The 17527-nt window shown below is 37.1% G+C and carries 13 protein-coding genes, 2 tRNA genes and 1 pseudogene; 7 read left to right on the top strand and 9 right to left on the bottom strand.

Going from position 1 to position 17527, the window contains the following annotated elements; genetic code table 11:
* Positions 1 to 73 precede the first annotated feature (73 nt).
* From QUE09_RS07395 to QUE09_RS07385, 4 genes and pseudogenes are all read right to left on the bottom strand, one after another.
* Positions 74 to 2812 (bottom strand): leucine-rich repeat domain-containing protein, encoded by a 2739-nt coding sequence (locus tag QUE09_RS07395; protein ID WP_286235904.1) that lies wholly within the window; start codon positions 2810 to 2812, stop codon positions 74 to 76.
* 207 nt (positions 2813 to 3019) lie between these two features.
* Positions 3020 to 3064 (bottom strand): annotated as a pseudogene (locus QUE09_RS17590) (PEP-CTERM sorting domain-containing protein); the annotation flags it as partial.
* An 8-nt stretch (positions 3065 to 3072) separates the two neighbouring features.
* A complete protein-coding gene (locus QUE09_RS07390) occupies positions 3073 to 3564 on the bottom strand; it encodes a Cif family virulence factor (protein ID WP_286235556.1) in 492 nt (163 codons plus the stop codon).
* A 15-nt stretch (positions 3565 to 3579) separates the two neighbouring features.
* Complete coding sequence (locus QUE09_RS07385) at positions 3580 to 4455, bottom strand: NAD(P)-dependent oxidoreductase (protein WP_286235555.1); 876 nt, start codon at positions 4453 to 4455, stop codon at positions 3580 to 3582.
* Between the two features lie 114 nt (positions 4456 to 4569).
* Here QUE09_RS07385 and QUE09_RS07380 point away from each other — a divergent pair, with 114 nt between their 5' ends.
* Positions 4570 to 5058: a glutathione peroxidase gene (locus QUE09_RS07380; protein WP_286235554.1), complete on the top strand. Its 489-nt coding sequence runs from the start codon at positions 4570 to 4572 to the stop codon at positions 5056 to 5058.
* A 73-nt stretch (positions 5059 to 5131) separates the two neighbouring features.
* Here QUE09_RS07380 and QUE09_RS07375 read toward each other — a convergent pair whose 3' ends face one another.
* A complete protein-coding gene (locus QUE09_RS07375; RefSeq protein ID WP_286235553.1) occupies positions 5132 to 5707 on the bottom strand; it encodes a hypothetical protein in 576 nt (191 codons plus the stop codon).
* A gap of 307 nt (positions 5708 to 6014) precedes the next feature.
* Between QUE09_RS07375 and QUE09_RS07370 the strand changes: the two genes are divergently transcribed.
* The 3 genes from QUE09_RS07370 (at position 6015) to QUE09_RS07360 (ending at position 9228) form a co-directional block, all read left to right on the top strand.
* Entirely contained in the window at positions 6015 to 7493 is a 1479-nt protein-coding gene (locus QUE09_RS07370) for a sensor histidine kinase (protein WP_286235552.1), read from the top strand.
* Positions 7490 to 8857, top strand: coding sequence for a sigma-54-dependent transcriptional regulator (locus QUE09_RS07365; RefSeq protein ID WP_286235551.1), 1368 nt, complete (start codon positions 7490 to 7492; stop codon positions 8855 to 8857). The genes QUE09_RS07370 and QUE09_RS07365 overlap by 4 nt, the downstream gene beginning before the upstream one ends.
* 158 nt (positions 8858 to 9015) lie before the next feature.
* Positions 9016 to 9228 (top strand): hypothetical protein, encoded by a 213-nt coding sequence (locus QUE09_RS07360; protein ID WP_286235550.1) that lies wholly within the window; start codon positions 9016 to 9018, stop codon positions 9226 to 9228.
* 36 nt (positions 9229 to 9264) lie between these two features.
* Here the strand turns inward: QUE09_RS07360 and uvrB are convergent, their stop codons facing one another.
* Positions 9265 to 11271 carry an excinuclease ABC subunit UvrB gene (uvrB, locus tag QUE09_RS07355; RefSeq protein WP_286235549.1) on the bottom strand — a complete coding sequence of 669 codons (2007 nt, stop codon included), beginning with the start codon at positions 11269 to 11271 and terminating at the stop codon, positions 9265 to 9267.
* Positions 11268 to 12644, bottom strand: a complete 1377-nt coding sequence (locus QUE09_RS07350) for an MATE family efflux transporter (RefSeq protein WP_286235548.1) — start codon at positions 12642 to 12644, stop codon at positions 11268 to 11270. The genes uvrB and QUE09_RS07350 overlap by 4 nt, the downstream gene beginning before the upstream one ends.
* 581 nt (positions 12645 to 13225) lie before the next feature.
* On the opposite strand from QUE09_RS07350, the gene QUE09_RS07345 reads away from it, so the two are divergent.
* Both QUE09_RS07345 and QUE09_RS07340 read left to right on the top strand, forming a co-directional pair.
* A tRNA-Asn gene (locus QUE09_RS07345) sits at positions 13226 to 13302 on the top strand.
* A gap of 70 nt (positions 13303 to 13372) precedes the next feature.
* Positions 13373 to 13449, top strand: a tRNA-Asn gene (locus QUE09_RS07340).
* A gap of 736 nt (positions 13450 to 14185) precedes the next feature.
* Here the strand turns inward: QUE09_RS07340 and QUE09_RS07335 are convergent.
* Positions 14186 to 15451, bottom strand: a complete 1266-nt coding sequence (locus tag QUE09_RS07335; RefSeq protein ID WP_286235547.1) for a YfiM family lipoprotein — start codon at positions 15449 to 15451, stop codon at positions 14186 to 14188.
* A gap of 116 nt (positions 15452 to 15567) precedes the next feature.
* Positions 15568 to 16158, bottom strand: a complete 591-nt coding sequence (locus QUE09_RS07330) for a hypothetical protein (protein ID WP_286235546.1) — start codon at positions 16156 to 16158, stop codon at positions 15568 to 15570.
* Positions 16159 to 16308: 150 nt separating this feature from the next.
* Here QUE09_RS07330 and QUE09_RS07325 point away from each other — a divergent pair, with 150 nt between their 5' ends.
* The gene (locus QUE09_RS07325; RefSeq protein WP_286235545.1) at positions 16309 to 17526 is read left to right on the top strand and encodes a pyridoxal phosphate-dependent aminotransferase; all 1218 of its coding nucleotides are present in this window, start codon (positions 16309 to 16311) and stop codon (positions 17524 to 17526) included.
* Position 17527 lies beyond the last annotated feature (1 nt).

The raw sequence follows: 17527 nt of genomic DNA, 5'->3' as shown, positions 1-17527 counted from the left end.
AATCAATTCAAATAAAAAAGGCGTCACTTCAAATAAGTGACACCTTTTTTAAAAGTAAACACATAGTAACGTATTATTGGCAATGCCTTGGTTCGTTGATCCACAAGTTAGTGATACTTTGTTTTAAATCTTCAACTTCAGCACAATCAATATTTTCATTTCCATATAAATATAAATAATTTAGCTCCAATAAGTTATTTAGTGGCGTTAAATCATTAATATCATTATATGTTAAGTTTAGTTCCGTTAGTTTACTCAAAGACTGTATCTTATTGATGTGGGTTAATTTATTACTACTAAGATCTAGATTAACTAACGAAGGCATATACTCAATATAAGCTATTTCATCAATATCGTTTGACGAAAGATTTAAGTACTCAAGCGATGGCAATATATTTTCAATATTAACTGAGGATATTTTATTACTGCTTATATTTAATCTCGACAGTTTTTCTATTCCTGAAAAGTCAGGTACATAAGTTAATTGCCCATTAAAAATAGAGAGTGCTCTTAGTTTTTTTAGTTCATTCAATGGTGCATAGTCGATATTATCTTCCATGAAATATAAAGTTATATCACGAACATTTTCCATTTGTTCTATACCAACAAGCGAATTAATTCCATGTGAATAACAGTATATCTCTGTAATATCAGCAATATCATTACCACTGTTTCGTACGCAAGCTGCAAATGTTTCATCGTTAAACAGTTCCAAATTTATTGGACGTTCAACGCAATTGGAAGAGTATTGTAGCGTAGATTCAGGTCTCGCCTCGATATAGTCATTAATATCTGCACACAATAATGCGTAATTATATCTTAAATCTATTGTCTTTAATGATGTTAAGTCAGTTAACGCGCTAATATCAACTAACTTACTCATGCTTGTCATTTTAAGTGACTCTAGCGCAGAAAGATCCGTTAACACATCTAGTGATACTAAATGTTTATTAGAATAAACATTTAGCTGTTTTAGATTAATTAACGATGAGAGAAACGCCATAGATTCAACATTATCTACATTATTCATTGTTAAGTATTCTACATCTTTTAATTCACTAACGGCTGACATATCATTTAAAGAATACATACTTGTTAATGAAAGAGATTCCACATTAACAGCCCCCTCAAGGCCATCTAAAGTGGTTAAGCTAGATAGCCCTTCCAACACAACTGATTTCAACGACAGTAGATTTTTCATATCAAACAATGTCTTTATATTGGCCGAGCTAATAGAAAGTTCTTCAAGCGCGGTTAAATTAACTAGCTGGTCAAGATTTTCATAGCTATTATGAGCAAGTATTAATGCTGAAAGCTTTGTTAGGCCAGCAAGAGGAGAAACATCAATTGCAGCGTTATAATACAAACGCCCAATGTTTAAATATTCAAGGTTGGTAAGGTTTTCCAGTGAACTTATATCATCTAGATTACGGTTGTTTGAAAGATCTAAATAAGTCAATTGTGTTGCAGCAGACAGCCCACTGATATCAGATAAACGACTATTCTCTTGGATATTTAGTTTTTCTAAATTGGTTAAAGACTCAACAAAGGAAACACTAGTCAAGTCTGCACGCTGCAATGAAAGTTCTTTTAACTTAGTGAGTTGCTTTAAACTATCTAAGTTACTAATAGACCTAACATTATTCATATTTAGTGCTTCTAGGTCTATCAATCCTTGAAGTTCGCTCAAGTCTATTTCTGCGTAATTATCAGAAATATCGAGCGATACTAATGAGGTCATATCACTAATAGGTGTGAAGTCAGTTGTACCAATGCCATTTAACTTAAGATGTGTTATCGAATCTTTTAAAGCTAAGGCACTTAAATCGGTAACATAATTATTATGACTAATGTCTAAATGCGTAAGACTTTCTAGCTTTGCTAAAAAGCTTAATGCATTAAAACGAGAACCAACATTTGATAGCTTCAAATCAGTTAAGTTAACAAGATTTTCTATTGTTTGCGGGTTATTAAGATAAACATTACTTAAATCGAGCACTGACAACTTAGTCAATCCACTAAAAATATTGGCGTCAATCGCCGAGTAATATAAAGCATTATTAAATAATAATGTTTCTAAATCAGCGAGTTGTTCGAAGTCGTAGTCTTTTGAATAAAGTCGATTATTACTTAAGTCTAAATAAATAAGTGACGTTAACGCTAAAACTGAGTCAATATCTTGTATGAAGTTTCCTGATAAATCTAGATAGTTAAGTTGTTCTAGCTTTGGAAAAGTTGCTACATTGCTTAATTTTGCGTTAGTAATTGTTACGCTTTTCAGGTTAGGAAACAACGCTAAATCTGCTAAAGAAGTAAATTCAATACCATCACAGTTAATTTCAACAAGACCAAGATCATTCTCCGCTGAACTTGGCAAACACTGCTTAAAACCATTATCTTCAAACGCAGCATTATCAATCGCTTCATAAGCGCTGATACTAATATCGACAGATTTACTGGCAGATGCGCCGTTATTATCTGTTACTTGCACCGTAAACGTTAGTGTTTCATCCTCTGACACCGAGGGCGCAATAAAAGACAATTCCTTTTGATCGTCAACTAGTGAAGAAACCGTGGTACCCGCTGTTTGTTGCCATGTATAACTTGCAATAGAGCCATCACTATCAGATGCATTAGCAATAACACTGATGGCATCACGTTCATACCCTGATGTTTCACTGAAATTCGAAATTACGGGTGCAGTGTTAGCTGCCTGTTTAGACGTTGAACCAGAACTAGAACCCCCACCACCACAGCCTACGGATAAGAGTGTTAGCATCGATAACAACACTACATCTTTATTTTTAATCACAGTCAAGTACCATCCTTTAGATAAAATTTGGACGGCCAAAACAGTTAGCAGTCCATTGCTATTTGTACAATTGTTACATAAATGTTAATTATGAGACAAGAAGAGATTGTATTTAAAGGTTACAATACCTTATTAAGTTACAACTTTAGAAAATTAAAAAAGGCACTTAGCGTGCCTTTTCGAATTACGATGCGTTTCTTCTCACACTTATGTTGCTAAGCCAAAAAGAACAATTGTTGACGGTTCAGGAACTCGAGCGACTAGTTAACGTTATCCCATATTTGTTGGTCTACTTGCTTTATATGATGCTCCATCATCATTTGCCATTTCCCCGACTTTTTCACTAATAACGCCTTAAAATAAGCAATAAAAGGTGTCTTTTTACCTTGGCTATCAATACTGTAATAATAAAAATACCCTGTTTGATGTGCTGTATTTTCACTCACCAAAGACTGCGTAAATTTAAAATCAACGCCAGCTTGCATTTTCCCCGCTTTAGTATCAACAAAGCCTTGCTGCCAACGCGCTAATGCATTACCAATTGGGTAACTGGTATTAGCAATATCTGTTACAAAAACTGCATCCGGATGAAATGTACTCGCGTAGCCTTCAAAGTCCCCTTGTGAAACTGTCGTCGCCATATATTGCCAATAAGCATCTAACTCCTGCAGCACCTGTTCTTTCGCTGATAATGAAAAGTGAGCGAAAAAACTCACCACGAGTAATGTTTTTATATAGGTTAAAATTGGCATATTATTTTCCTGTTTTTATTCTGGTTTTTTAAATCTGGCTATCAACGCCGACGTATCCCAGCGATTACCGCCCATTGCTTGTACTTCTTGGTAATACTTATCGAGTTGTTTTGTAATCGTCAAATCAACACCGAGTTTTTCAGCTTCATCAAATGCCATGCCAAGATCTTTACGTACCCAATCAACCGCGAAGCCAAAATCAAACTCACGATCGCACATGGTTTTACCGCGATTATCCATTTGCCAAGAACCCGCCGCTCCTTTAGAAATTGTGGCTAACAGTTTATCGGTATCAAGCCCTGCGTGTTGCGCAAAGTTTAGCCCCTCTGCAAGCCCCTGAACCGTATTAACAAAACAAATTTGATTAACCATTTTAGCAAGCTGACCAGAGCCGATATCGCCCATCAATTGGCTAAAACGTGCGTATGCATCCATTACAGGTTGTACTTTATCGAAAACTGCTTGTTCGCCTCCACACATGATGGTTAATACGCCATTTTCAGCACCCGCTTGGCCACCTGAAACCGGTGCGTCAATAAAGCCTACGCCATATTCAAGTGCTACCTTATGCATATCGTTAGCAAGTGACGCTGAAGCGGTAGTATGATCAACAACAATAGTACCTTTAGTTAAACCGGAGAAAACACCGTTCTCGCCTGTTAAAACTTGCCTAACATCATCGTCATTACCCACACAAACAAACACGATTTCACAGCCTTGCGCGGCCTGCTCTGGTGTATCGGCATATTGACCATCAAAGGTTTCACACCAACTTACCGCTTTTGCTGTCGTGCGATTATAAACCGTGACTTCATGCCCTGCTTTGACTAAATGCCCTGCCATTGGGTAACCCATTACGCCCAACCCGATAAATGCTACTTTCATAACCATCTCTTTACAACATACTGAAAACATAGTTTATAACATGATTCAGTACATCGGATAGTTGTTAAATTAACTTTTATCCATTATTGTTACCAAGACATCCGACCACAGGAACCAATGATGAGCAACAACTTCTACCAATATCAAGTTGTAACCAATAGAAAACAAGCATTTGAGTTAAATAGTTTGAAGAATAAAGTTGTACTTATTGTAAATACAGCAAGTGCATGTGGCTTTACACCTCAATATGCTGGATTAGAAGAACTTTATCAAAAATATAAGGATAAGGGCTTTGAAATACTTGCTTTTCCATGTAACCAGTTTGGTAAACAAGAAAAAGGTGATAACGAAGCAATTCAACAATTTTGTGATCTCAATTTTAATATAAACTTTCCGTTAATGGATAAGGTCGATGTAAATGGTGAAAATGCTGCACCATTATTTAAATTCCTCAAAACAGAAGCGCCAGGTATTCTCGGCTCTAAATCAATAAAATGGAACTTTACCAAATTTCTTGTCGATGGTAACGGCAAAGTTGTTAAGCGCTATGCTCCAACAACAAAACCAGAAGAGCTTGTTAATGACATAGAGCGCTTGTTAACCGTATAAGCCATTTAAAGGTTCACAAAAAAGCCACCTTAAATGTAAGGTGGCAAAAAAGCGTTTGAATATGAATTAGAAATTAACGCTTTGCATCAAGTGCCTGTTGAATTTTGTCTAAATCGTCTACCGTAAACTCACCATTTTTGAGCAACTTCATAATAAGCTCGGGTCCCATGTGGCCATTTCTTTTAATCTCTATGACTTTATGCGCGCCATCATGTTTAAATTTTTTGATAATTTTCTTAGCAATATTGTTATCTGAAGTCTCGTCTTCTATCTCAAAAACAAATACTTGTTCTGCATCACCATCAGCCCAAGATGTGATAGCTTTTGAATCTGAATGAATTTTTACTATATTCGCATCTAGGTGAATATTGCCCAGTTGTTCTGCCACCTTATTACGTAAATCTTCTGGCAAATCACTTAACGCATCTTTTAGTGCAACTGTATCACTGAGAGTCGCTTTAGGTAGTGCTAGCTCAGTTACCTCACCATTGGTGCTTACAAATACTTGAACGTCTTGCTCCCCATCAGCAATAACCTCGATGCGATGTTCTTTGATCTCTGCCGTCGACATTGCAATGGCAGACATACTGCTCAAGGCTCCTAAAACGGAAAACGCAATAGCTAGGGTAGTTTTGTTTATTGTTCTCATCTTTTTCTTCCTTCCAATATTAAATGCAATAACCATTTCACAGAGGATAAAAGCGAAGACTATGCCAATGAATAATTTTCTTTAATTTACAGATAATTAATGAAAATAAACCGCTGCATAACAAATAAAAATTTCCTGATATCGGGAACCGTTATTCCTGATATCAGTCAATTAAACGGTTAAACAAGAAAACATGAAAAGCATGCTATATTAATGCGTTGTTTTTATTATAATAATTTTTATAACTATCTTGGCATTATACTTGTTACAGCATAGTTGAATTTAAATTTTAAGATGTTGGTACCTTATGTCATTGCGTGGCTATCTATTTTTACTTATTGGTGGATTGATCTCATTATTGACCTTAGTTCAATTAGTATTAGTGTATTGGATCGAAAACACTATCGCTAAAGAAGTTGATTTAAAAGCACGTCAATACTCTGAAAAAGTCATAGAACTCGCGGTAGAACAAATAAATGACCAACCGACAAACTTTATCGTTGAAATGCCTAAAGAAGGCAGTCAAACGTGGCAAGTTGAAGAAAAAGTCGTTAATTCTGACAATAAAAGTACGAATGTCAAAGTGTATCGTTTTGATGATAAAAAGGTTATCGATATAACAACAGAGTCCATTGATAAACCCAAAAACCAAAGCCAGTCGCATACCAAAAACCAGGAAAACGAGACACAAGTACACATTAACAAAAATGTACTAAAGAAAGAATTCAAAACAATCATAGATAATATTCATCAACAAAATATTGAGAGACAACGACTCTCTCCAGATGACTTAAAAACGTTTGTTGTTAAGTCACCCAATATTCACCAACAAACCTGGGTATCTACAAGCCGTATTAGTGACAGCAGTAAAGCGTTATTTGAGAAAATTCAACTGATGTTGATTGCGGTTGCTATAATAGGCCTATTATTCGCATTTTGGTTAAGTTCACAATTTAATAAACCACTTAGATTACTTACCAAAGGATTTGAACACTTATCGCAAGGCGACTATAAACATCATGTAGCGCAAGTAGGTGTAAAAGAGATCCGCACCACTATTTCTCATTTTAATACGCTAGTACAACGATTAGAGCAACTTTCTATAGCAGAGCAACAAAATAAAGAATTGACTCACCTTGCTGAACTTGGTGAGGTTAGCAGGGGTTTAGCACATGCGTTACGAAACCCGATTCACACAATAGGTTTATCCATTGAGCAACTTGAAGATGATACGCTTAATCTTGAGCATAAACATAAACTACTCGCGACTATTCAGCACAAAATACAACACTTAGATAAAAGCATAAAAGCACTGCTCACCCTCACTGCTAATGGTATATCACGCGATGAGGACGTACCGATATTAGCTGTCATTCAAGATATTATTCTTGAATATAAGTCGACCATGCATAAAACAATTGAATTTACCGTAAATGTCAAAGAGAACCTTACGATAAAGGGCGCAGAGTCAGAAATAAGAAGTATCTTACATACACTGATAAATAATGCCTGTGAAGCATCTGAAACTGGCGATAACGTCACAATTACAGCCAATGTTTTACAACAAGGTGTCGAAATTAAAGTGAAAGATAATGGTGTTGGTTTAGCGCCCCATATTAAACAACAATTATTTCAACCGCATATTTCAACTAAACCTGAAGGTGCTGGCATGGGCTTATATATTGCTAATCGTTTAATCACGTTACACTACAAAGGTGACCTTACGCTAACTAATAACCAAGACATAGGTTGCACCGCTCGCGCAGTGTTTGGAGTAAAATCATGATTGAATTATCCGCTCAATATCATATTTTAGTGGTTGAAGATGAGCCGGATCAGCGACAACTAATTTGCGATATTTTGATTGCCAGTAACTTTAACGTTACTAGCGCAGATTGTGTAGAAGAAGCTATTTTACTCACAAAAAAACAGTCTTTTGATGTTATTTTTTCTGACTGGAAGTTAGGAGAATTAACGGGGATTGATTTACTTAACTATATAAGACAACAAGAAAACGATTTAGGGTTCGTAATAGCCACCGCTTACGGCACGATAAATCATGCTGTCGAGGCACTGCAAAAAGGAGCAGATGACTACCTTCCGAAACCTTTTAAGCGACAAGAGCTGTTATTAACCATAGATAAAGCGCTAAAAGCCAAACTTTTGCGTGGCGAAAACAAGTCGTTAAATGCACAACTCAGTGAACAAAAGCAACTCGTAGGCTTGGTAGGAAAAACGCCTGCAATGCAAGCCGTATATCAACGCATAGAGAAAATTTCAGGCACTAATGCCACCGTACTAATTTTAGGTGAAAGTGGCACAGGTAAAGAACTTGCAGCAAGAGCCTTGCATGATAAAAGTGCTCGCAAAAACGAAAAGTTTGTCGCGATAAACTGCGGAGCCATTGCTGAATCTCTTGCCGAAGCTGAGTTATTTGGTGCTGAAAAAGGCGCTTATACAGGTGCGAATACCACAAAAATAGGACGCTTTGAAGCGGCCAACAATGGCACTATTTTTCTTGACGAAATTGGAGAGTTATCACCAAGTTTACAAGCGCATCTACTTCGATTCTTACAGGAAAGCACGATAACCAAACTCGGGAGTAATGATGAGGTCATGTTAAATGTTCGCGTTATTGCCGCAACCCACCGCAACTTGGCACAAGAAGTAAAAAACGGAAACTTTAGAGAAGATCTGTTTTATCGATTAAATGTAGTCCCCATTAATATGCCACCATTGCGTGAACGCCAGCAAGATATCCCTTTGTTAGCAGATCATTTTATTCAAGTACATGCTAAACAACATCAATGCCAACCGTTGGCATTAACAGAAGCCATGTACCGTAAACTTTTAGACTATCACTGGCCAGGCAATGTTAGAGAGTTATCAAACCGCATTGAACGATTTGTATTACTCGATGATGATACAGAGTTAACCGGTGCAAGCGACATAAAAAGCAACTTAGCAAACGATATACCCACTTTTTCATTACCGCCCGAAGGGTTTAATTGGGAGCAGTTTGAATGCCATTGCTTAGCTGAAACGTTAAAAATGCATCAAGGCAATCGAACAAAAGCGGCTAAATATCTACAAATGTCTTACAAAGCATTTTTATATCGTTTAGAAAAGTACCAAATAACAAACGATTAGATCGCTATTATAGTAGAACTTTAATAAAGCATATTTTTAATAACAAAGCTGTATAAAAAACAACCAACACTAAGCTAAACTTAATAGAATGGTCTACCCGACCGTTTTAGGTTTACAACAAGGAGAATAATCACCTTGTTTTTTGTGAGGTAAAGCTTATGAGTGCAATATGGAGAAGTCATGCCAGTCGTTTAGCAGAGTTAATGGCCAATAACAATGAAACGCAAGCACATTTATATCTAGAGCAATTAATGCTTTTTCCGGTTGATATTCAAGATAAAATCATCGAAGACATTAGCCATCTTAGTAATTGCAACAGTGAAGCAATTTCCAATGTCATTTCAAATTACACCATGTTTGAGCTAAGGTAAATTACCACGCCAACAATCAATAAAGCAGCTTACTTCTTACACTGTTAGTTGTTGTTGGCGCAGTTTAGCAATCTCATCTCTTAGGCTTGCTGCTTGTTCAAATTCTAAATTTTGAGCATGATCAATCATTTGCTTTTCAAGCTGTTTGACTTGCTCATCAATTTCGCTAACTGATAATACTTTATAATCAGCGTCAGGCTCTGCCGCTTTATTTTTCATTTTGATCAACGCTGCTTCTGGCGTATCACCAACGTCCATCACGTCTGTAATGCGTCGAATAACACCTTTTGGCGTAATATTATTTAGCTTGTTGTACTGTTCCTGCTTCTCTCTTCTTCTATTTGTTTCATCAATTGCACGTCTCATAGATCCGGTAATACGATCAGCATATAAAATGGCTCTACCATTTATATTCCGCGCTGCACGCCCTATAGTTTGAATAAGTGAACGCTCAGAACGTAAAAAACCTTCTTTATCTGCATCTAATATGGCAACAAGGGAAACTTCAGGCATATCTAAGCCTTCTCTTAACAAGTTTATCCCAACCAAAACATCAAAATGTCCAAGACGAAAATCGCGAATAATTTCCACACGTTCAACGGTATCAATGTCTGAATGCAAATAGCGCGTTTTTACGTTATGTTCGTCTAAATACTCTGTTAAATCTTCGGCCATTCTTTTTGTTAATGTCGTAGCTAACACTCGCTCACCAATAGCAACACGAATACGTATTTCTGACAACAAATCATCAACTTGTGTATCTACAGGCCTCACTTCAATTTCAGGATCCAACAAACCTGTAGGCCTGACCACCTGTTCTGCAACCTCGCCACTCGACTTCTCTAATTCATAATCACTCGGCGTTGCAGATACGTAAATTGTTTGTGGTGCTAACGCTTCAAATTCATCAAACTTCATTGGCCTATTATCAAGTGCAGAAGGCAGTCGAAATCCATATTCAACCAGGTTTTCCTTTCTAGAGCGATCGCCTTTATACATTGCGCCAATTTGCGGTACGGTGACGTGTGACTCGTCAATGATAAGTAGGCCATCATCAGGTAGATAATCAAAGAGTGTCGGAGGCGCTTCCCCTGGTGCCCTGCCAGAAAGATAACGAGAGTAATTTTCAATCCCAGAGCAATAACCAAGCTCTGTCATCATTTCAATATCAAACTGTGTACGTTGTACGATGCGCTGCTCTTCAATTAATTTATTGTTATCTTTTAATTGGGTTGCCCGTTCTTTCAGCTCAACTTTTATGTTTTCTACTGCCGCTAAAATCTTTTCACGAGGCGTTGCATAGTGTGTTTTTGGATAAACGGTTACGCGTGCTAGCGTGCGTTCAACTTGTCCTGTTAAAGGATCAAACTCGCTAATACGTTCAATTTCTTCATCAAATAATTCAACACGTAAAGCTAACCGATCAGATTCAGCAGGAAAAATATCAATTACATCACCGCGCACGCGGTAGGTTGCTCGCTGAAAAGCAACATCGTTGCGTGTATATTGAAGCTCTGCTAAGCGACGCAATATATCACGTTGGTTAATAATGTCGCCCTGACGTAAATGCAACATCATCGTTAGGTATGAATCGGGATCCCCCAAACCATAGATAGCCGACACTGATGCTACGATAATAACATCTCTTCTTTCTAACAGAGCTTTAGTCGCAGATAATCGCATTTGTTCAATATGATCATTGATAGAAGCATCTTTTTCTATAAAAGTATCTGTTGTAGGTACATAGGCTTCGGGCTGATAATAATCATAATATGAAACAAAATACTCAACCGCATTATTAGGAAAAAACTCTTTCATTTCACCATATAGCTGCGCAGCTAAGGTTTTATTAGGCGCCAACATCATTGTTGGGCGATTGAGTGTCTGGATAACATTAGCAACCGTAAAGGTTTTACCTGATCCCGTTACGCCTAATAACGTTTGATGCGCTAAGCCATCTTCTATACCTTCAACTAACTTTGAAATCGCCGTTGGTTGATCACCACTGGGCGTATAATCGGAAACGATTTTTAAAGATTTCATTCAGAAACAACCTTTGGAGCGAAAGAAATGTCATTAAATTGCTTTGCAAATGCCTTATAAGAAATTGCTGCCATTAACACATTACCAATTAAACCGCCAATAAAAAAGCCTTCAACGCCATACCATAAACTGCCTAGGTAGGACAAAGGTACATAACAAACAAATAATCGCAATATGCTAAGCATTAGCGCAACCATTGGTTTATGAAGGGCATTAAAAGACGAATTGGTAAGAATAATAATGCCTTGAAAACCATAGCCTAACGGCAATATCCAAATAAAAAGTTTAATAATGTCTGCAACATGTTGTTCATCAGTAAAGGTGTTGGCAATCAGTGGCGCTGACAACACTAATATTAAATAAATCGCAATTTGCCAAATCATGACAAATTTAATCGACGTTTGATAACCTTGCTGAACACGATGCATATGACCTGCTCCAAAGTTTTGACTGATAAACGGCGGTAAGGTCATTGAAAGCGCTAAAACCACTAAACAAGCAATTGACTCTATTCTTGTACCCACGCCAAATGCGGCAACAACAGGTTCTCCATATGTCGCAGCTATTGCGGTTAAAATAGCCGCTGCAATAGGTGTTAACATGTTGGCGCCAGCCGCAGGTAAGCCAATGTGTAAAATAGTTTTAGACGCTTTAAAAAAAGTACTAAATAAATCAAGAGTAGTATGTATAAGCTTTCGTTGATAACCAACTATGTACAACACATATGCCAAGCCAAAAATCCACGAAACTAACGTTGCTAAAGCGGCACCTTTAATCCCCATAGCTTCAATTGGACCAAAACCAAAAATAAAGATTGGATCTAAAATAGCATTTATTATCCCGCCTACGCCCATAATAATACTTGGCGTTTTAGTATCACCGCTTGCGCGTAAAATTGCGTTACCTATCATCGGACCAATTAAAAATACACTACCGAGAAACCATAGATCCATATAATTACGAATTTCGGGTAATAAGTCTTCACTTGCTCCAAGCAAAGTAAAAATTTCATCTGTCAGTAAGTATCCAGTAAAAGACAAAATACCAACCACAACCGCGGCGAGTATTAATGCAGAAGTAGCAGAGCATTTGGCAAAGCTGTCATCTCCTTTACCTAACGATTTTGCAATGACCGCAGAGGTGCCAATACCTAAACCAATGGTCAAACTGATTACGGTAAACGTAATAGGAAAAGTAAAGCTAATTGCAGCCAAAGGCTGCGTTCCTAATAAACTAACAAAAAAAGTGTCAACGAGGTTAAATGTCATTAACAAAATCATGCCGTAAATCATCGGGATGGTCATTTGTTTTAACGTTTGACCGACAGGATCTTTAAGAAGGTTTATTTGTCTGTTGTTTTTTTCCGCTGCCATTACTTATGTTACTTTAGGTTACCACCATGAAAAGTGAGTGGTGTATTGTAAAAGATACTTAGAAGACTCGCTATGTAAAAATTAACTTTCACATCAATCTTAAAAACTTCTTAAACACAATAATGGTTTTTCATGTTTATGAAATAACAAAAATGAAAATGTTTGTGTATTTCATCGCAGTAATGCACAAAATATTATAAAAATGCGATGTTGCGTAAAAATAACACAACACCATCACAAAACAACAAGAATACACTTTAAGCCATTGTTTAATATAGTTTTAACAAAAATTCTTGTGCAGTTTAACTAAACATAAAAATAAAGATACAAGCCAGTAAAAACGTTTTATTACACTTTAGTCCACGTAGTTATCCACAGATTTCGTGGATAACTTGGATAAACAGAGAGGTAAAATTACACTGTTGAAAGCATCAGCAATCTTTGATGGCAAATCCGCCAGACTGAACGTAAAACGAGCAAACAATCGTATAAATGATTTTTTTCTTAATTTAGTGTTGACACACCGACTAGCTGCCATTAATATTCCGCCCCGTTGACGAGATACAATCTCTAAACATGATTCCCCTGTAGCTCAGTTGGTTAGAGCGGTGGACTGTTAATCCATGTGTCGTCTGTTCAAATCAGACCAGGGGAGCCACTATTTAAATATAATGGCATCTAATATTCATAGTTAGTGCGGTTATAAGGCGAAAGCCAAAACAAATTATTCCCCTGTAGCTCAGTTGGTTAGAGCGGTGGACTGTTAATCCATGTGTCGTCTGTTCAAATCAGACCAGGGGAGCCACATTAAGAAAAGCTGCAATTTATTGCGGCTTTTTTTATATCTACGGTACTATCCCTTTTAATTAAACACTACCGCTAATGCGGTGGACTGTACTGTTTTAAACTTGCATGTGTCGCCTGTTCAAATCAGACCAGGGGAGCCACTTTAAGAAAAGCTGCAATTTATTGCGGCTTTTTTTATATCTAAGGTACTATCCCTTTTAATTAAACACTACCGCTAATGCGGTGGACTGTATTGTTTTAAACTTGCATGTGTCGCCTGTTCAAATCAGACCAGGGGAGCCACATTAAGAAAAGCTGCAATTTATTGCGGCTTTTTTTATGTCTACGGTACTATCCCTTTTAATTAAACACTATCGCTAATGCGGTGGACTGTACTGTTTTAAACTTGCATGTGTCGCCTGTTCAAATCAGATCAGGGGAGCCACATTAAGAAAAGCTGCAATTTATTGCGGCTTTTTTTTATATCTAAGGTACTATCCCTTTTAATTAAACACTACCGCTAATGCGGTGGACTGTACTGTTTTAAACTTGCATGTGTCGCCTGTTCAAATCAGATCAGGGGAGCTACTTTAAGAAAAGCTGCAATTTATTGCGGCTTTTTTTTATATCTAAGGTACTATCCCTTTTAATTAAACACTACCGCTAATGCGGTGGACTGTACTGTTTTAAACTTGCATGTGTCGCCTGTTCAAATCAGATCAGGGGAGCCACGTTAAATAAAGCTGCAATTTCTTTTACCAGCCTAGCTGGTACAAGGGTAATGATTCAATACGAGCGTCTATGTCACGTAATGTTTGTTGGTAGCCTTTATGATTAATTCCTTGATAAACTTTGACAAACTCTTGTTGCGATATTCCTTCATCTAGCCCCTCTATGCTGGGCAATAGAGATTCGTCGGTTATGTTGGTTAAAATTGTTTGTGCTTGTAACGCTTTACCTTCATTCGCAACAACGATTTTAGCTAAACGCGTACCTGCCCTATCAGCCATTAAATCAGCAAAACTAAAGCCTGAACCTCCGCCATTACTGTCCAGAAACTCTTTGTACTCACCAATAGCATCGCTAGCACCTAAACTACTAAACATTTGTAGTGCCATTGAGTAAATAAAGTGTTTTTGTAAATCCTTACGTCCTTGTAGACGCGTGTTGTAGCGTATGCGATTACGACGGGTAATTTGCGCAACATTATCACCTATAATGTCACCCACCAGCATTTCAAATCTATCTGTACCAAAATAAATCACAAGCGCCATAATCGCCGATTGATTCTGTAATAGTGCATTGGTATCAATTTCTGAGTGAGTCCTTTGTTGAGCAAATAAAAACACTTCACGAATATACCCTGCGATTGAACTTTTCATTTTTTGCGTTTCTGCAAAGTTTGCCAAAACTTGATAGTAAAGTTTAATCTCCTTAGCGTCACCAAACAGTGCAAGATCGTCTCTAAGTTTTATTAATACCGAGTTATCATTATTTCGATCTATTAGACGGTTATCCATGTATAAGTCAGCTTCTACATAAGACGCATTTACACCTACTTTTTTAATCATTGCCAACATATCACTAAGCAGGTTGGGTTTAATAAAAACATCAACGAAATAACTTAGTGTTGAAATAAAATAACGACCATTTATCGTTAAGTGGCCGGCAGAAAACTCCTTAACTTTTAGTCCTTCTTTTGAAGGTAATATAACAATTGATACATTAAGGTGTTTAATAATGTCTGGTAATGGCAAGGTAATTGTAGAGAACAATGTCAGGTGCTGCTTGTTTAGTACGGCATTAGCGGCGACATGTGGCAAAGCACGATGCAGTAGTGCAGCTAGACCATCTAACTCATCTTTTGTTATACGTATTTGTTGATGCCCTTGCGTTTTACCGCTAGCCACTAATTTTTTAAGTAACTGTTGGCTTTGTTTAGCACCCTCTGGAGATATTTGATGTAATTGCACATTTTTGGGTTGAGACTGTAAAGCAGAAAATATCAGTGTAACAAGCACCAATATACCCAGAAATGCTATCGCTATAAAAGATCGAAGCAGTATTTTCAAAAGTCTATGTAATGGTTTATTAACAATGGAAGATAGTGTACTGCATTCAGTAAAACATGAAAGACTTATGCATCAAGTAAATCCCAATAAATTGTTTTATCAAATTTTTGCGCTAATTTAAGATTTAATGATTTAAACGTTGTGATCTTTTCACCATTCGGTGAAAAGCATTGCCAGATAAATTGATGACAATTATTTTCAATTAAATGGTAGTCGCGATATTGGTAAATTTGTGAAATAGCTCGCTCCGCTGCGTATTCGCACGCAATAGGTTTAGCACTTGAATCACATGCAATAAAAACTTGATTACCTGAACGTTCTTTCGTGAAGCGCGCTAATGATATAGGCTTAATAAGTCCCTCACCATCAAGCTCAATAATGGTGTCATCATCAACCCATATGCCAGTATGATCGAGTAACCCTCCGATGCCACAACAGACTAAAGATCCTATTTCAGGTTTTACGGCTTGTTCGGTAGACATTAAGTCAGAAGGATAAATAGCCACAGGAAATTCATGCCTAGCTAAATCTTTCAAACGCTGTGGTTTTGCGTACCTAATACGGCGCTGTTGTTGTTTTTTCCGGTCATCAGACAATTCTTTAATGGCTAATGCAGATACCGCCGCAGCACCCAACCAAAGTAGAGGTAATGGCATAACACCCTCCAAAAAGCTATGTTAATAACAAGATTATAGACTTTCGGATAAAAGGCTATAAAAAAAATGCAAGTAACTGTTTCAATACTGTAAATAATTGGCAACAATAGGAAGTAATTAAAATCCACAATTTAGGTAAAGTAGTCAATAATGCAAAATGTCAAAAAATCTTCCAAACTCAATAATGTCTGTTACGAAATTAGAGGACAGATTGCGGCGGAAGCCCGACGTTTAGAAGACGAAGGACATAAGATTTTAAAATTAAATATCGGTAATCCCGCACCGTTTGGTTTTGAAGCACCTGATGATATTTTAAAAGACGTTATTCACAACTTACCTACAGCACAAGGATATTGTGACTCTAAAGGTATATATTCTGCTCGTGTCGCAGTAATGCAATATTTTCAGCAAAATGGAATTCTTGGCTTAAATGTTGATGATATTTTCATTGGCAATGGTGTTAGCGAGTTAATCGTTATGGCCATGCAAGGCTTATTAAATGATGGTGATGAAGTGTTAATACCAGCACCTGATTATCCACTTTGGACGGCAGCAGTGTCGTTATCTGGTGGCTCACCTGTGCATTACCAATGTGATGAAGACAATCACTGGTATCCAAACTTAGCTGATATTGAAAGCAAAATTAATAAAAATACAAAAGCGCTTGTATTAATTAACCCAAATAACCCAACAGGTTCAGTCTATTCAGAAGAAGTGTTACAAGGCTTACTAGCGTTAGCACGAAAACATCAACTCATTGTTTTTAGTGACGAAATCTACGACAAAATTTTATACGATGACGCAAAGCATATTCCTACAGCAAGCTTAGCCAGTGATGTACTTATCATTACAATGGGAGGGCTTTCAAAAAATTATCGTATCGCAGGTTTTAGAGCCGGTTGGATGGTCATTACAGGACCAAAGCTGCACGCAGAAGACTTTTTAGAAGGCTTAAATATACTGGCTTCAATGCGACTTTGCGCCAACGTCCCTTGCCAACATGCTATACAAACCGCACTAGGTGGTTACCAAAGTATCAATGAATTAATTACTGGGAATGGCCGACTCATTAAACAGCGTAATATTGCCCATAAGATGATAAATGAAATTGACGGTTTATCTTGTAATGCAGCAATGGGTGCTTTGTATCTATTTGTCAAAGTAGATGCTGATAAATTTAACATTACCAACGACGAAAAAATGGTACTTGATTTACTAAAACAAGAAAAGATACTTGTCGTGCACGGCAGTGGCTTTAATATTTCACAAAAAAATTATTTCCGTTTGGTTTTCTTACCGCATGAAGATGAACTGATACCAGCATTAGAACGGATCAAACATTTTTTTAGTACCTATAAACAAGCATAAA

Source organism: Thalassotalea sediminis (genome assembly GCF_030295915.1).
GTDB classification, from domain to species: domain Bacteria; phylum Pseudomonadota; class Gammaproteobacteria; order Enterobacterales; family Alteromonadaceae; genus Thalassotalea_C; species Thalassotalea_C sediminis.
This window is presented reverse-complemented; position numbering and strand designations above follow the sequence as displayed.

What these genes read in the sequence shown, in the direction of transcription:
- QUE09_RS07390 (WP_286235556.1), bottom strand. Translation starts at nt 3,564, where the DNA reads ATGCCAATTTTAACCTATATAAAAACATTACTCGTGGTGAGTTTTTTC.
- QUE09_RS07385 (WP_286235555.1), bottom strand. Translation starts at nt 4,455, where the DNA reads ATGGTTATGAAAGTAGCATTTATCGGGTTGGGCGTAATGGGTTACCCA.
- QUE09_RS07380 (WP_286235554.1), top strand. Translation starts at nt 4,570, where the DNA reads ATGAGCAACAACTTCTACCAATATCAAGTTGTAACCAATAGAAAACAA.
- QUE09_RS07375 (WP_286235553.1), bottom strand. Translation starts at nt 5,707, where the DNA reads ATGAGAACAATAAACAAAACTACCCTAGCTATTGCGTTTTCCGTTTTA.
- QUE09_RS07370 (WP_286235552.1), top strand. Translation starts at nt 6,015, where the DNA reads ATGTCATTGCGTGGCTATCTATTTTTACTTATTGGTGGATTGATCTCA.
- QUE09_RS07365 (WP_286235551.1), top strand. Translation starts at nt 7,490, where the DNA reads ATGATTGAATTATCCGCTCAATATCATATTTTAGTGGTTGAAGATGAG.
- QUE09_RS07360 (WP_286235550.1), top strand. Translation starts at nt 9,016, where the DNA reads ATGAGTGCAATATGGAGAAGTCATGCCAGTCGTTTAGCAGAGTTAATG.
- uvrB (WP_286235549.1), bottom strand. Translation starts at nt 11,271, where the DNA reads ATGAAATCTTTAAAAATCGTTTCCGATTATACGCCCAGTGGTGATCAA.
- QUE09_RS07350 (WP_286235548.1), bottom strand. Translation starts at nt 12,644, where the DNA reads ATGGCAGCGGAAAAAAACAACAGACAAATAAACCTTCTTAAAGATCCT.
- QUE09_RS07330 (WP_286235546.1), bottom strand. Translation starts at nt 16,158, where the DNA reads ATGCCATTACCTCTACTTTGGTTGGGTGCTGCGGCGGTATCTGCATTA.
- QUE09_RS07325 (WP_286235545.1), top strand. Translation starts at nt 16,309, where the DNA reads ATGCAAAATGTCAAAAAATCTTCCAAACTCAATAATGTCTGTTACGAA.